Origin of the sequence: Flavobacterium sp. HJJ (assembly GCF_015351475.1) — a bacterium.
Classification (GTDB): domain Bacteria; phylum Bacteroidota; class Bacteroidia; order Flavobacteriales; family Flavobacteriaceae; genus Flavobacterium; species Flavobacterium marginilacus.
The window spans coordinates 1-16,307 of the sequence record NZ_JADKPR010000017.1; the positions used below are offsets into that span (position 1 = coordinate 1).

At 33.6% G+C, this 16,307-nt stretch carries 15 protein-coding genes and 1 pseudogene; 1 reads left to right on the plus strand and 15 read right to left on the minus strand.

The genetic code is table 11. The annotated features are described in order from the left end of the window. The 4 genes and pseudogenes from IRZ80_RS13705 to IRZ80_RS13720 all read right to left on the minus strand — a co-directional run. Positions 1-601: pseudogene (locus IRZ80_RS13705) on the minus strand (IgGFc-binding protein); the annotation flags it as partial. Positions 602-620: 19 nt separating this feature from the next. Beyond that, positions 621-2,960 (minus strand): T9SS type B sorting domain-containing protein, encoded by a 2,340-nt coding sequence (locus tag IRZ80_RS13710; RefSeq protein WP_194642139.1) that lies wholly within the window; start codon positions 2,958-2,960, stop codon positions 621-623. 14 nt (positions 2,961-2,974) lie between these two features. Beyond that, on the minus strand, positions 2,975-3,811 hold the full coding sequence (locus tag IRZ80_RS13715) for an ABC transporter permease (RefSeq protein WP_194642140.1): 837 nt from the start codon (positions 3,809-3,811) through the stop codon (positions 2,975-2,977). A gap of 79 nt (positions 3,812-3,890) precedes the next feature. Continuing rightward, positions 3,891-4,784: an ABC transporter ATP-binding protein gene (locus tag IRZ80_RS13720; protein ID WP_194642141.1), complete on the minus strand. Its 894-nt coding sequence runs from the start codon at positions 4,782-4,784 to the stop codon at positions 3,891-3,893. Between the two features lie 201 nt (positions 4,785-4,985). On the opposite strand from IRZ80_RS13720, the gene IRZ80_RS13725 reads away from it, so the two are divergent. Then, complete coding sequence (locus IRZ80_RS13725; RefSeq protein ID WP_194642142.1) at positions 4,986-6,053, plus strand: hypothetical protein; 1,068 nt, start codon at positions 4,986-4,988, stop codon at positions 6,051-6,053. A gap of 520 nt (positions 6,054-6,573) precedes the next feature. Here the strand turns inward: IRZ80_RS13725 and IRZ80_RS13730 are convergent. From IRZ80_RS13730 to IRZ80_RS13780, 11 genes are all read right to left on the minus strand, one after another. Continuing rightward, positions 6,574-7,632, minus strand: coding sequence for a nucleoid-associated protein (locus tag IRZ80_RS13730; RefSeq protein ID WP_194642143.1), 1,059 nt, complete (start codon positions 7,630-7,632; stop codon positions 6,574-6,576). Positions 7,633-7,731: 99 nt separating this feature from the next. Next, on the minus strand, positions 7,732-8,274 hold the full coding sequence (locus tag IRZ80_RS13735) for an IS1096 element passenger TnpR family protein (RefSeq protein WP_194642144.1): 543 nt from the start codon (positions 8,272-8,274) through the stop codon (positions 7,732-7,734). Positions 8,275-8,550: 276 nt separating this feature from the next. Then, positions 8,551-8,805 carry a hypothetical protein gene (locus IRZ80_RS13740; protein WP_194642145.1) on the minus strand — a complete coding sequence of 85 codons (255 nt, stop codon included), beginning with the start codon at positions 8,803-8,805 and terminating at the stop codon, positions 8,551-8,553. A gap of 108 nt (positions 8,806-8,913) precedes the next feature. Further along, positions 8,914-9,300: a hypothetical protein gene (locus IRZ80_RS13745; protein WP_194642146.1), complete on the minus strand. Its 387-nt coding sequence runs from the start codon at positions 9,298-9,300 to the stop codon at positions 8,914-8,916. A gap of 49 nt (positions 9,301-9,349) precedes the next feature. Next, the gene (locus IRZ80_RS13750) at positions 9,350-10,996 is read right to left on the minus strand and encodes a S41 family peptidase (RefSeq protein WP_194642147.1); all 1,647 of its coding nucleotides are present in this window, start codon (positions 10,994-10,996) and stop codon (positions 9,350-9,352) included. A 41-nt stretch (positions 10,997-11,037) separates the two neighbouring features. Further along, complete coding sequence (locus IRZ80_RS13755) at positions 11,038-12,681, minus strand: S41 family peptidase (protein ID WP_194642148.1); 1,644 nt, start codon at positions 12,679-12,681, stop codon at positions 11,038-11,040. A gap of 136 nt (positions 12,682-12,817) precedes the next feature. After that, positions 12,818-13,423 (minus strand): HPP family protein, encoded by a 606-nt coding sequence (locus IRZ80_RS13760; protein WP_194642149.1) that lies wholly within the window; start codon positions 13,421-13,423, stop codon positions 12,818-12,820. An 8-nt stretch (positions 13,424-13,431) separates the two neighbouring features. Further along, positions 13,432-14,709: a chloride channel protein gene (locus IRZ80_RS13765; RefSeq protein ID WP_194642150.1), complete on the minus strand. Its 1,278-nt coding sequence runs from the start codon at positions 14,707-14,709 to the stop codon at positions 13,432-13,434. Positions 14,710-14,827: 118 nt separating this feature from the next. Continuing rightward, positions 14,828-15,217, minus strand: a complete 390-nt coding sequence (locus IRZ80_RS13770) for a VOC family protein (protein ID WP_194642151.1) — start codon at positions 15,215-15,217, stop codon at positions 14,828-14,830. A gap of 117 nt (positions 15,218-15,334) precedes the next feature. Further along, positions 15,335-15,793 (minus strand): YciI family protein, encoded by a 459-nt coding sequence (locus tag IRZ80_RS13775; protein ID WP_194642152.1) that lies wholly within the window; start codon positions 15,791-15,793, stop codon positions 15,335-15,337. An 11-nt stretch (positions 15,794-15,804) separates the two neighbouring features. Further along, complete coding sequence (locus tag IRZ80_RS13780) at positions 15,805-16,263, minus strand: DinB family protein (RefSeq protein ID WP_194642153.1); 459 nt, start codon at positions 16,261-16,263, stop codon at positions 15,805-15,807. Positions 16,264-16,307: the final 44 nt, after the last annotated feature.

A 16,307-nucleotide genomic window follows, 5' to 3' on the forward strand; every position in this document is an offset into this window, starting at 1 on the left:
AACTTTCATTTTTATTAAGAGTGACAGTAATTGGACCGGTAACAGATGGCATATTTAATAGTCTGGTTCCGACTGGAAGATTTGAAATGGTAATTTTTGTCCCGTTTTCGGTAGCAAGTATTGAGGCAAAGTTTAGTAATGTTGGATCAAGAAGAGGATTTAGCATGGCGCCTAGTCTAAATGTGGTTCCCAATGCGCTATTCCCTTTGGAGACCAAACCTCCGGCATGGTTGTAGCCGCCATTTCCTAAACCAGAATTGACTCTGACGCTTACATATATTAAGTCTTCAGCTTCTACTATGTAACCTTTATTGGCTATGATTCCTGTTATTGCAGCAGGAGTGAATAATTGGGTATTATCACCGGTTCCAATACTGTAACGATAAGGATTTGTACTGTTTACGGTTCCAGAAACCACATTTCCGCCATTGGCTATGATTTTAAAATTGACATTTACAAGGCTGGGTGTCGAAATGTATAAATAGTGGTCTTCTGCTAATGCCTGTGCAGCAACTAAAGGCGGTATATAATGGGTTTTACTAAATTGGGAAAAACAGTTTATGGTTAATAGAATAAAAAATAAGTGTAATTTTTTTTTCATCAGAATAAATATTTTTAAACTACCTCTTTAAAGAGAAATGTCCTTTCATTGTTTTTCCATCAGCGAAATTTATCGCAAACCAATAATCATCAGCAGGTAATTCTTTTCCATTATAGGTGCCATTCCAGCCATTGCCTGTTTCATCCAGCTGTTTTATTAGTTTTCCATAGCGGTCAAAAATAGTTAAGGCAGATTTTGGGAGTATATCTAAATTTTTTATTTTCCAGATATCATTATAACCATCATTGTTTGGGGTGAAAAAACGAGGGTAATCAATAATATACACTTTGTATGAAGCAGATGTGCCACAACCGTTTTTGTCTCTAGCAGCAGCCCAATATATTCCTGCCTCCAAACCATTGAAAATGGGACTGTCCTGATAAAAATTTCCGTCTAATGAAAATTCAAAATTACCATTACCAATATAGTGAATTGTAACCATATTTTCGGCATCGGAAAAATTATTAACTTTTACATCGGTAATTGTTGCAATTCCAGATGGCTTTACGATGAATTTTTTCGTTTTCTGGCAGCCTCTTGAGTTTGTCACAGTGACAGTATATTCTCCTGCGGCTGTCACGTTTATTGTGTTAGCTGTAGAGCCAGTATTCCATAAATAGCTGGAAAACCCGCTGTCAACTGTTAGGTCTTTGCTGGAGCCGTCACACAGTCCTGTTGTTAAGTCCTGAAAATTGGGAGGATCAAAAGTGTTTATAATAAGTGTTTCGGGAGTGATTCCATAACAATCACCTGGACCATTTAGGATACGGGCATAAATGGTTTGCTGATACGGAATTGTATTAGTAAAAAGATTGGGTAATTGGTTTTTCCTCAAAACGGCATCGTTTTGTGTCAGGTAATATTCGGCGGTAAGTCCTTGTGGCAGTCCATTCATTAATTGTGGTGTGATTTGGACATTCAAATTAAACTGTGTCATTCCATCCTGAGAGTTATCTGTATCACAGCTTTCGATTGGGTTTTGTGTTGAGATGGGGTTATTGGGCAATACTATATTCAAAAGAGCATATTTGGTACAGCCAAAAGCATTACTCACACGAGCATACAAAGTTTCAGTTGCTACTGAACTTGAATAGACTGCTGGATTCGGAATTGGATTCGTTTCATTTTGGGCATCCAATAATGATTTATAATAGACTAGTTTTGTCAGTTTAGGGTCGTTGTTTTTAATGATGTTATCTGCTGCAGTTATATCAGATACTGAAAGTGCATCACCGTCAGGGTCACATCGGTATAGGGTTGCATCGTTTAAAACGATTTGCGGAGCATATTCCACTCTTACTTCATCTTCGGCAGTACAAACTGATGGAGATAAAGTGACTTTTACTTTATAAGTGCCGGTATCAGTAACAGTAAGCGATGGTTTTGTTTCTCCAGGAATTGGAATAGGAGAGCTGTCTTTATACCATTCGAATGTATAACTTGGAGATAGTTTAGTGTCGAGCAGATAGTTTTCTCCAAAACAAATAGGGCTGCTGCTGGCAGCAGTGCGGTCTGGGCCTAAATCCATTTTGGCCGAAAAACTTCCCGCTTCCAGAAAAACAGACGAATCATAATATTCGGGGCCGTCATCGGCAATTACTAATTTTATATGGTAAATTTTCCCTGCCGTTACTTCCGTCTGAGCATTCAGTTTTATAGTCTGTCCGCTATAATTGACCGGGCTTGCTGTGTTGTTAAAGCCATTAAAATACGTTTCGTTAATTGAATTACAGCCTGGGTGCGTAATGTTTTGTGAATCTATAACTGAATTTATAACGGGGTGGATATTCTTAGAAGAAACAGGGACAGCAGTTCCGGGAATAACCGCTATGTTTTTATAATCATCTGTACTTCCTTTTTCTTTAATTAAAAAAGCAAAACCATCTGAGAATTCACAAGGAAAATAAGATTGATATTCATTTGAAGCAAAAATATAATTGAAGCTGATAAAATTGGTTAAGGGTACAAAATCAAATTCAACTACTGTTGCATTTATACTTTTTATCCCCAGTATTCTATCTAAATCGGCATCCCCGGCCCATGATTTATTACCGCCGCCAATTTGATTGCTTACATAAGGTCCTATAGCGGTTTTGCTGTTGAAAGTGCTTAGTAATACGCCTTCTTTAAGTGGAAAATTACTGTTTCCGGCATTAAAATATCCGTAGCTTTTTTGTCCGGGAGTAAAAGTATTACCGCTTGCATTAAATCCAGAAACATTGGCACATGAACTATTCACCAAAACATTTTCAATTAATTGCTGTGCAGTTTTGGTGTCGTCTACTGTAATAACCTGAGCATTTGCAAAACTCAGGCTGAACAAAAGGATAGCTGTTGCTAATAATTTTGGAGGATTCATGGTATACAAAGATACTACAAATCTCTGTTTTTTAAGATTCTATAAGATAAGAATAAAAAAATAACTGTCCAGAATATAACTATCACAACTGCCGAAAATGTGACACTGTAATCTTTGATATTTTCGACTCCCATTTGAGTTCCGATTGTTTTAGCGATGGAGGTTCTGGTCCAAGGCTCAACAATTAAGTTTGACATTGCTTCCAAAGGGAAAAACTGTGTAATATAATTAGCAGTTTTGCCTTCTGGGAAAATACGAAAGTACAAAATTCCCTTCGCGATTCCTTCAATTATGTTCCAAACCAAAAGGAAACCCAAAGCAAATGCAGATCTTTTTACCAATATTCCCAAGAACAAACAAAAAGAGAAGAAACCAACCAGTTTCACAAAAAAAGCTAAGAGATAGTCCAGATCCGAGAAAACAATGCTTAATTCAGTATAAGACGAGAAATTATAGCCTAAAATTAGCGTCATTATAAAAACAAAAACAGTTGAACATAATGCAAACAGAACTATGGTTACAAATTTTGAAAGGATAAATTCTTTTTTACTTAATCCGTCAATCAGGTTTTGCTTTAAGGTACCATAGCTGTATTCATTTGCCATCATCGAGACAATTATGATAGCCAAAAAGAGCTTAAGGATGGCAGCAACATACGTATTGAAATGCCAGATGTAAGGGAAGTTAAAAATGCCCATTTCGGCAACCTGAAAATGAAGAGGCCCAATTTCAAATTTGATAGAAGCTATCAAAGCAATGAATGAAAGTAATATGAAGTAAGTTAAGGTTAAAATACGGCTGGCTTTGTTCAGCCAGATTTTTTGTAATTCTATAGAGAGTAATCGTTTCATTTTTGGACAGCTTAGATTGTTAGATAGGCTATAAGATTGTTGGTTTTTTAATTGAAATTGCCATTGCCATTGACTTTTGCTATTGTTTTGTTAATTCTAAAAACTGTTCTTCTAAACTGTTTTTGCGTTTTACCAAATGGCTCAGACAGATATTATTTGCAAACAGATACTGATTCAGGTCTTTTGATTCTAATTTACTTTTTAGATACACCAGAACTTTTGTGTCGGCTGCTGTTATTTTGTCGACTGCAGGATGTTTTTGTAAAACCTGTATTAGATTATCGATGTCATCTGCCTGTAATTCAAAGAAACCTTCATTTGCCGAAACTCCGTCAACAGGACCGGAATAAAGGACTTGGCCTTTTCTTAAAACCAAAACATGCGAACATACTTTTTCGACTTCGTCTAATAAGTGTGAAGCCAGTAAAATGGTAGTTCCTTTTGAAGCAATTTGTTTTATAATATCTCGGATCTGATGAATTCCCTGCGGATCCAATCCGTTGGTGGGTTCGTCCAAAATCAAAATTTCGGGATCGTTTAACAAAGCCGAAGCAATCGCTAACCGCTGTTTCATACCTAATGAAAAGGTGCTGAATTTACTGTTTTTTCTTTCGGATAAACCTACTAATTCCAGTTTTTCATCAATTTTGGAATAATCAGTGTTTTTTATTTTACAGACCAATTTGAGGTTCTGCTCGGCAGTCATGTAGGGATAAAAGTTGGGTCTCTCAATAATGGCTCCTACTTTTTTCAATGCTTCGTGTGTTTCAAGATTACCGCCAAACCAGCTGTATTCCCCCGAAGTTTTGTTCACCACATTGAGAACGATGCCTAGAGTAGTTGACTTTCCGCTCCCGTTAGGGCCCAAAAGCCCATAAACATTGCCTTTTGTTATTTCTAATGAAACATTTTTTAGAGCCTGAAGACTTCCATAGCGCTTGTTAAGATTCTGAATTGAAAGAATTGTTTCCAAAATATATCGTTTTTTTTATAGGACGACCTAGTTTGTTTTTTGTTACTTAAGTAACTGAAATAAACTATTTTCTGGAAAAAAAATGTTGTTTTAGAGTCATTGGCAGAATATCTTTTATTGGGAGTTTTTTATGATTATTATAGGCCTAACTCCTTCAATATGCAAGGGTTTTAATGTAAATTTGCAATAAATTTATTTACAATGAGTGATGAGAAGTTAATGGTTTTTAAAAAACCTACCTATCCAATAAATAGCAATTTATTAAATTATCTGGCACGATACGATAGAATTTCGAAAGTCCCCATTGTATACGGTGATTTATTGCGTTTCTCTGGAGCTATAAATGTTTATGACAAGAATGATGTGGATACTTTGTGGATTCGTGTTTATTATAACGAATTTGAGCGAGCTGATATTGATTTGACATTAAAGAAAATTTATTCGCTTCTGCATTCTGATGGTAACTCCAATATTATAAAATATCTAAATGTTGACTGTATTGATTATTGCACTTTTGGAAACTCAAAACCCTTTAGAATAAAAGTCCGAAATATACTAAATGACAATTACACTCATTTTTATGTAAAAAAGGCAGATGCATCAAGGATTTATGGTTTGGAATTAGAGCATCTTTTGTCGCCAGACAAAATGAATTATCTTATTTATAATGACACTTTGGTAGAAGAGCACATTATGGGAATTGCCGGTGATGTTTTTATTAAGGAAAATCTAAAAAAGTGCAGCGAAACTGAAAAGGCTCAAATTTCAAAGGAGTTTGTGAAGTTTAACGAGCGAAGCATGATACGCCTTTTGGGAGATATGAGAGCTTATAATTACGTTGTAATTCCAATTCACGATTTTGATCAGGTTGTTTATAAAATTAGGGCAATTGATTTTGATCAGCAATGTTTTGAAGGTAATTTAAAGGTCTATCGTCCTCAGTTTTTCAAAGAAAATTATCCGATGGTAATGATGATAAAGGATAAACTTCAGATAAATTCCATCGAGCAGTATAAATATGAGGAAAGAGCATTACTTGCAAAAAGAATTATTTCTGCAGGGAGCAGAACGGAGCGGCTAATGGAAGTAATGGCTGATGATGTTATTTCAACAGAAGAAAATCTGGAGCGTCTAAAAATAGAGCTTTATAACTACACGCTGGATCTTAATTTTAAAAAAGCAAAATCTATGGGTAAAGTTATGGCAGCAGCCTTTGAATATATTACTCGAAACTTTAAAAACACCAATATTTTTGACAGCAATTTTTAAAATTAAAAATGCTTTCAATATTGTTTTTTAAATTTACCTAAACTATTACAGAGAAGAAAAATTCTTTCTATTGAAATGATTTGATAAAGTCTCATTTATTTCTTTTAACTGTGGAGTTAAAAATGTTTTTTTGTCCTGTAGATCGTTTGTTAATTCTACTTGACAAACTGTACATTTATATTCTTTAAAATGATTAGTTACGTTTCTGACAGTCACTATTTTATGTCCAAAAATGGAACAGGCGGTTTTTTTGTCAACAAATTTTGACATGAAATCTAAGAAGCTCATAATCTGGGGGGTATATGTTTCAAACAAACATATGTTAAATTTTGTTATTTTTCAAATAAAATCGATAAAAAGCGCATTTTTTTAATTAATTAAGCTTAAATCTTACAGAAAAGTTTTTTTACTCTTCTCTAAATGATTTATTGTTATAAAAAAACAATCCCCAACTGATCAAACAGTTGGGGATTGTAAATTGAATCTCTATTAATGAGTTTTCCTTATCGTAAAACCACAATTATGATTTTTCTTCTTTGTTGAAATAAACCAGATAGTAGTACATCTGTTTTTCTTCGTCCCAGCCTTTTTCTACAAATTTTTCGGCACTGTCCGGATTAATAAAATCCATTTTGATCTGAATATGTGTGTCTAGGTTGATTACATTTTTAATCGATTTTCTAGCGTCGCTTACTGCTGCGTTTGCAATAGGGAAGGAGGTAACATCTTCGATGCTGTATTTCTCGCCTTTATCTACTTTGTAATTTTTAAATTCTGGAATCAGATCTGGGTTGTCTAAAACTTCATTTAGGAAATTGGTTTCTTCAAACTGATCGTTTTTTGCAAAATAATTCACAGAACGGTTCATGAACATTACTTCTTCTTTTTTGTCTTCGGCTGGGAAAACAACATCTTTGGCAAAGTTTTGGCAGAATTTCAAGTATTTTTTGGTAATGAAATTTTCATCTTCAAAAGCATCTACCGAAAGGAAATGCTCTAGCCAGTATCTAGCATCATAGCGGTTGCTGTCCACAGACAGAATTTTGTAGCCTTCTTCTTTTTTGTAATTAAAAATCAGACAGCCTTTGTCCAGTTTGTTTAAGCTTACTCCATGCTGTAAAATCATTTCCAATTGCGTTCCTTTTTCCTCAAACTGTAAAAAGTCGGATTGGATTTCGCTTTTGAAAATACCAATAGCATCAACTACATTGTTGTCAATGCTTAAATTGGTTAAATAGGTTACGTAAACTTCACCATTTTTAATATGCGGGTGGTTGGACTGCTCAAAAAGATGCTTGGTGATTTTTTTTGAAACCTCATGCAAAGAATTTGGATTACTGAAAATTTCATTAGCATATTTAAACATGTCATTGTAATCCAAATCTACTTCATGAGCAAACTGAAAGTAGTTTTCTTCTTTTTCCTTAAATGGCTTAAAGAAAAATTCTTTCATCAAAGGCACGATTTCGTCATTTAATTTAAACGGTTCTTCCGATAAAAAAAGAGGTTCGTTCCTGCTCATGTTTCCCACACGGTGTATGGATAGCGTTTCAATGTGTGTGTTGTATAAGTTGATCATTTTTTTATTTATTATTAAAGATGATAGATGAAAGAGCCAAGAAAAAAGACAGAAATTAAAGTCTTTACTCTTGGCTCTTGATTCTTTTGTAATTTTGTTTTAATTCCAATTCTCCTCAAACCCGTAGTCTTCAAAGCTGTCGTCTCCTTCAAACATGTCGAGATCGTCTTCGTCTAAATCATCTTCAAATTCACCGTAAATGTCGTTGTGCATATCATCTGCCTCAAAGTTTTTTTCGAGTGCTTCGTCTGGCATTTCACCGTGAGAGAATATAGTTTCAGGATAAGTCTGGCCTACAGCCTGTTCTTCAATTGCGGCTAATTCCACTAGAAAAGTCCACATGTTGATGAAGTCATAAACATATATGATTTTGGTGTTTTCTTCATCTAATATGTCTGACAATTGGTAATCACTCATGATTTTTTGCTGACCAGGGACATCGCCTGTGTCAAACATTGGGATTTCATCTTCCTGATTCCAGGTTTCATCGCAGGTATAAAAAGAAGCCACTTCCATTCCGTCAAAACCAAATGAATTGAAAATAGCGTTGTGTAAATCTTCTAAAGTGTCCTCTGCAAGTATTGCTATGTCTCTAAAAATGTCTTCCTCGGCATCTAGAATGACTCTGAATTTATAAACCATAATCGTTGTTTTTATTGAAAGAGCAAATGTAAAGTTTAATTTTAGATTTTAAATTTATGAATTGGGTTTTGTTGAAAAGATTTTTTTCAGCCAAAAATAGAATTACACCCAGCGGGTTATATGAATTTAATTTTAATGATTTAGACTAATCATTTTTAATACAATAAGTAGTGCTGGGATTTACATCGCCATCAGGAAAAACTTTACTGTAAAATGTCCTTTTACAAGTGTAACAATCATTATCTATACTCGTAATTTCAACTACAATTTTATCACCTATTGCAAACATTGAATTTTGGGTTTTTTAGCACAAATTATTTCGTATTGACATTCGTTTATCCATACAACGTTCCAAACGACTTCAAGTACTCCGTTATTATAGCCTTCCTGAATGTTGTCTTTCCTAATACTAGTTCTCTCAGGATATTCGGAATGATAAAATTTTCCGTTTTTAATTTTACTGCAATCTAGAGTCTGTGAATATCCGATTGTTCCAATTAATAATAGAATAAGTACTGCTAGTTTTTTCATCTTTAATGGTTTTTATTTTTTTGTTAGATTTTTTTGTTAATTTATTTCCAAAAGTTTACTTCGATTTGTAAAATTATATTTTGCATGCAATTTTAATTTTCTAGTTCCTTAATCCTTTTTAATACAACTATAAAAACTCTTTGTATCCGAACCATCAGCAAATTTTTTGTCTATTAATTTTCTATTAAAAGCGAAGCATTCATCTTCTATACTCGTAATTGTTACAATCATTTTATCTCCAACAGCAATAAAGTCAGTCGTACTTTTAGTACAGACAGCTTCATATTCACAATCGTTTATCCATTTTATACTCCAAGTAAAAAAAAGATCATCATTGTTAAAATCTTCCACGATTGTATCTTTAATGACAAAATTGGAGCTAGGAAAACTTTTATTATAAAATTTTCCGTTTTTGAACTTACTGCAATCCAATGATTGTGAATATCCTATTGATCCTAGTAATAAGAATGCTATAAAAATTAAATTTTTGTTCATGATTTTTGGTTTTTATTTTAAAGGTTAATTGATTTTAAATACTGTAGTATTATTTATTTATGAAACGAATTGCTTCATCTAAAATTTCGTCTCTGCCTTCTTGAATTCCTTTGATAGTTTGTTTTACTTCAATATTTGGAACAATTCCGATTCTTTGTGTTTCTTTTTTATTAGGGTAGAAAACACCATAACAGGTAAAGGAAGTTTGAAGTCCTTTAATTATTTCGAATCTTGTATTTGCGCCATCTGCTCCTGCAGTTTGGCTGCCAATTATGGTTGCATTTGGGGCAACTTGTAAAGTCATTGCGGTATATTCTGAATGACTAATTGATTTTTCATTTACTAAAAGAACTACTTTCCCTTTGTAATAATCTGGATTAATTTTTCCGCAGGTTTCAATACCATTCCTCCAAATATACCTGCCTGCAAAACTTAAATCAGGCTCTATAAATTTAACAAATTCCTTGGGTTCTGGATTTAAGTATTCTGCAATAGCATAATTAGTTCCCTGTGGATAGTTTCTTATATCAAAAATAATAGCTTTCGTGTTTTTTAGTTGTTCCATCATCAATGGAACATCAGCCTCAGTAAGATCCCCCATATTTACGTAGCCGATATTGTCTGTCAAAACGTTCCATTTTTCTTTCTCTTTAAATTGAATTTTTAAATCTTGATAGGGATAACGTTTTATTGTTTTAATAGATTTAGTTCCATCTCTGTTAAATTCAATTTCACCAACATTTGATTTTCCCATGACAAAAAGCCAATAAAGTTTATCCAGTACTGCACTTTTATTTGAGCCTTCTCCATATTTTTTATTCTCTTTTATAAGTTGCGATATTGTTTTTCCGTCAATTTTTGTAATGACATCTCCAATTTTGTAATCATCTATTTTTGCTAAAGAATCATTTTGAAAACCAGTTACAATAACTTTTTCATCTATTATCTTAATATTTATAGGCATCCATTTGTCTCCAAAACGGTCAAACATTTTATTGGTTCCAAATGAAGTATGAGTATCATTTAGTTTCGCCGAAAGTTCTTTAATTGCAAGGTGAAAATCGATTTCTGATTCGGATGCAATAAACCTTGGTAACATTTCATTTAAGATAATATCCCATTTTTGATCCATTTGATATTTATATGGAAAAAAATATTCCACATAATTCCAATAACGAAATAAAGTCAAAAGGCGTAAATTTTCATCGCTCCATTTAAAATTAGGATATTTTACTTCATTAATAAATTCTAAAAGCGAAGCATCATGCGCACCATATTGAACATTGTGTTGCTTTCCCTGAAACCTATTTTCTTCAATAAATTTCAGTTTTTTTGAAAGTGTTTTAGAAAATACTTTAGAGTCATCAAGCCATTTTAAATCTAAATTTTTAATAAAATACTCGACTTTTGAATCCGGTTTTGTGGCTTCATACGCTTTAACTTCTCCTTGCGAAGCAATCCATTTTTCTAGAACTAATGAAAATTCTTCTTTGGTTTGTGCTTTTTCAACTTCGGGCAAGATTGTAAAAAGCTGTTCGTCCCAGTTTTTACTTCCATCAGCAACATTTGGATGATAATATTTAAGGAATCCCCACACTTTGCAGGTTGTGGCTAGTTTTTGAGTTTTGGTAATTTTGTTGTAGCCGAATGTAATTTGCGTAAGAAGCAGAAGAAATAATAAGGTTGTTTTTTTCATTTTGTTTGTTTTGATATTTATAACTTTGATGATTTTAGTGTTTATTTTCCAGTTTCAATAAATTGCAAGGCACGATCTAAAATTTCGTCTCTGCCTTCTTGAATTCCTTTGATTGTTGGTTTCACTTCAATATCAGGAACAATTCCTATTCTTTGCGTTTCTTTTTTGTTGGGATAAAACATGCCATAACCTGTTATTTGGGTTCTTATTCCTTTCATTACTTCTATTTGAAATACGCCTCCATCTGCACCAGCTGTCTGACTTCCTATTAAGGTAGAATGAGGTGCTGTTTGTAAAAACATTGCAGCGTGTTCTCCATGACTCTGCGTATGCTCATTAACTAGTAAAACAACTTTTCCTTTGTAATTATTTGGATTTGTTTTTCCACATTTTTGAGTTTCTCTCCAAATGTATCTGCCAGGATAATTTAAATCTGGATCAATAAGTTTTGCACCTTCTTTTTCTTCGAAATTTAAATATTCAGCAAGAGCAGACTCGATATAGTCTTCTTGAGGATAATTACGAAGGTCAATAACAATAGCTTTAGAATCTTTTAGCTGACTAAAAATTATAGGCAGATCAGTTATTTTAAGATTTTCTATATCGATGTATCCAATATTGTTTTCTATAATCTTGAAAGTTTCTCTTTCTTTCTGTTTGATTTTTAAATTTTGATAGGGATAACGTTTTATTGTTTTGACTGCCACTTTCCCATTTCTAATAAACTCTATTTTTAAGGTGTCTGTGTTTCCGTTAAAAATTGTCCAATAAAAATTTCTGAATTTTGCAGGCTCATTAGATCCTTCTACATACTTACTGTTCTCTTTTATGATTTGAGATATTGTTTTTCCGTCAACTTTAGTTATGGCATCTCCAACTTTGATATCGCTTATTTTTGCTAAAGAGTCATTGTGTAAACTCGTAATGACTGCTTTTTCATCAATAATTTTGACAACTGCAGGTATGAATTTGTTTCCAAATTTTTCAAACATTTTACCTGTTCCAAGAGAGGCATGCGTATCGTTTAATTTTACAGTAAGCTCTTTGAATGCTAAGTGAAAATCCAGTTCAGATTCACAAGAATTGAATCTTGGCATCATTTCTTCTAATGTTAAATCCCATTTTTGATCCATCTGATATTTATAAGGAAAAAAATATTCTACATAATTCCAATATCGAAAGAATGTTAAAAGGCGTAAATTTTTATCTGTCCATTTAAAATCTGGATATTTAATTTCGTTTGTAACTTTTACATAAGGATCTATCGTATAATAATATTGCTTTCCCTGAAATCTATTTTTTTCAATAAATCTTAGTTTTTTTGAAAGTGTTTTAGAAAATACTTTGGAGTCATCAAGCCATTTTAAATCTAAATTTTTAGTAAAATACTCGACTTTTGAATCCGGTTTTGTGGCTTCATACGCTTTAACTTCTCCTTGCAAAGCAATCCATTTTTCAAGAACCAATGAAAACTCTTCTTTAGTTTTGGCATTTTCAACTAGAGGCAGGATTGTAAAAAGCTGTTCGTCCCAGTTTTTACTTCCATCAGCAACATTTGGATGATAATATTTAAGAAAGCCCCAAATTTTGCAGGTCGCGGCTAGTTTTTGGTTTTCAGTAATATTGCTGCTGAATGCAGTTTGTACAACAATTAATAATAATAATAGGAAAATTTTGCTTTTCATTTAAAGGAGGCTCTGGTTAAAGTGAGATTACTTTTACCAAAAATAGCATTTTAAATATCAAACAATAATATAATTGCAGAAGATTTTTGAGAATAGAGATTCTAAATTAATATGTGATTTAATCAGCAGTCTAAATTTAATTTTGTCTTTTGCTTAAACGCTTTTTTAATTTATGATAATGTTTGTGGTAAGTACTGTGGCTTGGATAGGAACGGCTCGGAGTCATATTGTTAAAAATTAAGGCAGTGAGAAGTAAAATCATCACGCCAATAAAAACCGGCGAGAACACATACATATATCCCAAAGCTTTTATTTTGTCAGAACCAATAATAGCAATCAGCGCAGTTGCTCCTCCGGGAGGGTGAAGGGTTTTTGTGATCTGCATCAAAATTATCGCAAATGAAACAGCCAAAGGCGCTGCTATCCAGATAATATCGGGTACAAATTTATGAACTGTAACGCCTATCAGTGCTGAAATTAAATGTCCTCCGACTAAATTTCGAGGCTGTGAAAACGGACTTTGGATAATGCCATAAACCAAAACGCTCGAAGCTCCGAAAGATCCAATTAAATATACCGCATCGTTTCCTTTGAAATGTATGGATTGAATGTAAGCTAGAATTCCAATACCAACGAAGGAACCTAAAAAGGACCAAAACTGCTCTTTATAATCAACTAATGTCTCTTTGTAAAGGATATATTTAGTTTTGCGATAGGTTCGCTTTATTTTTTGGACAGGCATGTGTGTGGTTATTTTGCTAAACTTGTTGAGTAACTATAAACTGTAAATGGATAAATCTTTTTTGCGGTGTATTTTGAAATCAGGCAGACAGCCAAAATCGGAATGAATAAAGTATAGTCATTCGTTAATCCGCAAACCAGAAAAATAGCTGTAAAAGGAGCGTGAATACTGGCACTGAGTACTGCAGCCATTCCGACGATCATGAAGTTGACCGGAATTACCTCTGTGTTGAAAAAAGTGTTCAAAATAGAAGCCAGCAATAAACCCAAAAACGCACCAATGAAAAGGCTGGGAGCAAAAACACCGCCATCACCGCCAGAAGCCAGCGTTATCGATGTTACAATTGGTTTTAAAATTAATATTCCAGCAAATGTGAGTGCCAAAGTTATTGTTAACGGAATTTCAGAATCGCCAAAAATAACTTTTAGCGAGTGGTAGCCTTCTCCGTACAGCTGTGGAAAAATGAATAAGGAAACGCTTAAAACAATTGATCCTAATAAGATTTTATAATAATGTTTTTCGATTTTTGAAAACTGGGTTTTAAAAAACAGTACGCATCGGGTAAGATAAACGGAATATAATCCAGCCAAAACTCCTAAAAGAATGAAGTAAGGAATCGCTTTTGAATGCCAGGCTGTAACAGCTACACTGAATAAAGGTTCTTCTTTTAATATAGAAATCAAACCGAAGGCAATTCCAACAGCAATTCCATTTGAAATGATAAAAGCTCGGGTTACTTTTCTGGAAATAACTTCGACTGCAAATAAAATTCCGGCAATAGGACTGCTGAATAGAGCTGTGATTCCGGCAGCAACTCCGGCGCAGATTAATTCTGTTTTATACTGACGGAAGACATTTTCTTTTTGCTGGGCTACAGAACCGATTGTTGCCGCTGCGACAACAGTAGAAACTTCAATTCCGGTGGAACCGCCAAAAATTACAGTCAATATGCCATTTATAAAGTGTGAAGGAATTTTATAAGTCGGCAGGTTTTTGGATTTTGACTGAGTACTTTCAAAAACTTCCTTAATGCCTTTGTTTTCTTTTTTTCTAAAAAGGTATTGTCTTAAAAAATAAATTACCGAAAGTCCAAAAACAGGGAATAAGATGTAAAAAATCGGATTTACTGTAACCTGATGAAAAAAGATTTCTTCATAATACTCCGTAATTTTTTTTAATGAAATCCCTAAAAAGGCTGAAAGGAAGCCTATTAAAATGGAAACTATAATTAATTTTCGGAGTTTAATGAGCTGATGATTTTTTTTGATCTGAGCCGTTTTATTCATCACAAGGAAAGTTTTTTTGAATCTCGTTTTTATGAGATTCGCAAATTTAGGCAATCAAATCCATTATCAAAGAATAAAAACTGTTATTTAAAATGTTAAAATTATTAAATTAGGAATCTCATCGTTCGTAAAATTCAATTGGAAGTCCTTCTGGATCAGTGATAAAAGTAAATTTTTTATGGGTCATTTCGTCAATTCGTATAGGTTCTGATTCAACGTTTTTAGAAGTCAGGAAAGCAATAGTTTCATCCAGATCAGTTACCTCAAAAGCCAAATGTCTTAAACCGGCCGCTTCTGGTCTGGAAACTCTTTTTGGCGGATTAGGAAACGAAAATAATTCTATGATGTAATCGCCGTTGAGAGCCAGATCCAATTTATAAGACTGCCGCTCTTCACGATAGACTTCCTGAATGACAGTAAGCCCTAAAACAGCAGTGTAAAACTCTTTTGATTTTGAATAATCAGAAACAATTATAGCAATGTGGTGTACTTTATTTATGTTAATCATGTAAATGAGTCATATTAGAAATTATGGTTCTGTTCCGGATTAACAGATGATTAGTGCTATTTTTTTTTAAAATAATCCATCAGATAAAATCGTGAACCAGCTGTCATTATTTTAAAACTATAATTTGGTTTTTGCTAATTTTTCGTGAATCTTGACAGTTTCCTGCAAGGCTGCAGTACCGTACCAAGGTGTTAATTCGGCTTCCAGAAGATTGCTTTTTACAGCAGGATCGGTTGAGACGAGCGTTTTGGCTTCTTCGATTGTAGCAACATTAAAGATGTAAAGGCCCCTGTAGTTTCTGTCATTTTTCATAAACGGCCCTGCCACAACAAGTTTTCCTTCTTGTGCCAGTTTTGTTATGTTGGCCATATGTCCCTTGAAAAGACTGCTTTTTTCTTCGGTGGTTGCAGTTGTATTACTTCCTGTTTTCAAAATGCAGAATACGTATTTTTTCATTCCGTATTCGTCAGCATTTAGGGATTTGGCGAGTTTTTCGTCATATTTTGAATCGGTTTCCTGCGCAAAACCTGCTAAATTGAGGAATAGAAAAGCGGCAATTAATATCTGTTTTTTCATAAAAGTTAGTCTTAGAGAAGTTTTTTTAAAATGACAATCTGCCCCAAATGATACACATCATGCTGTATAATTCCGTGTATGTGTTCGTAAAACGTATGATTATTTGCCGGATATACTTTTGCCAGATCAGAATCATCAAAATCTTCAAAAAAAACATTCCACGATTCCTGCGATTTTGCCAGAGTCTGGAGCGATTGTGCCCAAGCAGCTTCGGACGGATCTATCACAGGGACAAAATAATTATGATCCGGTGTTATCACTGTTTCTCCCTGGACGCGTCTCAAAATGTTCTTTCTCCATTGTATAAGATGATTAACGATTTCCCAAATGGTATTCAGATTGGGATTGATTTTTCTGTGAGCGTGTTCTGCGGGTACATCTTTCAAAGTATCTGCTAAAGTCACCTCAAGCCATGGATTTCCATTGTAAATGGATTGATATAGATTTGAAATTCTGTTACTTTCTGACATATCAATGATTTTTTGCAATTAATAGCTAAGATACAAATAACTAA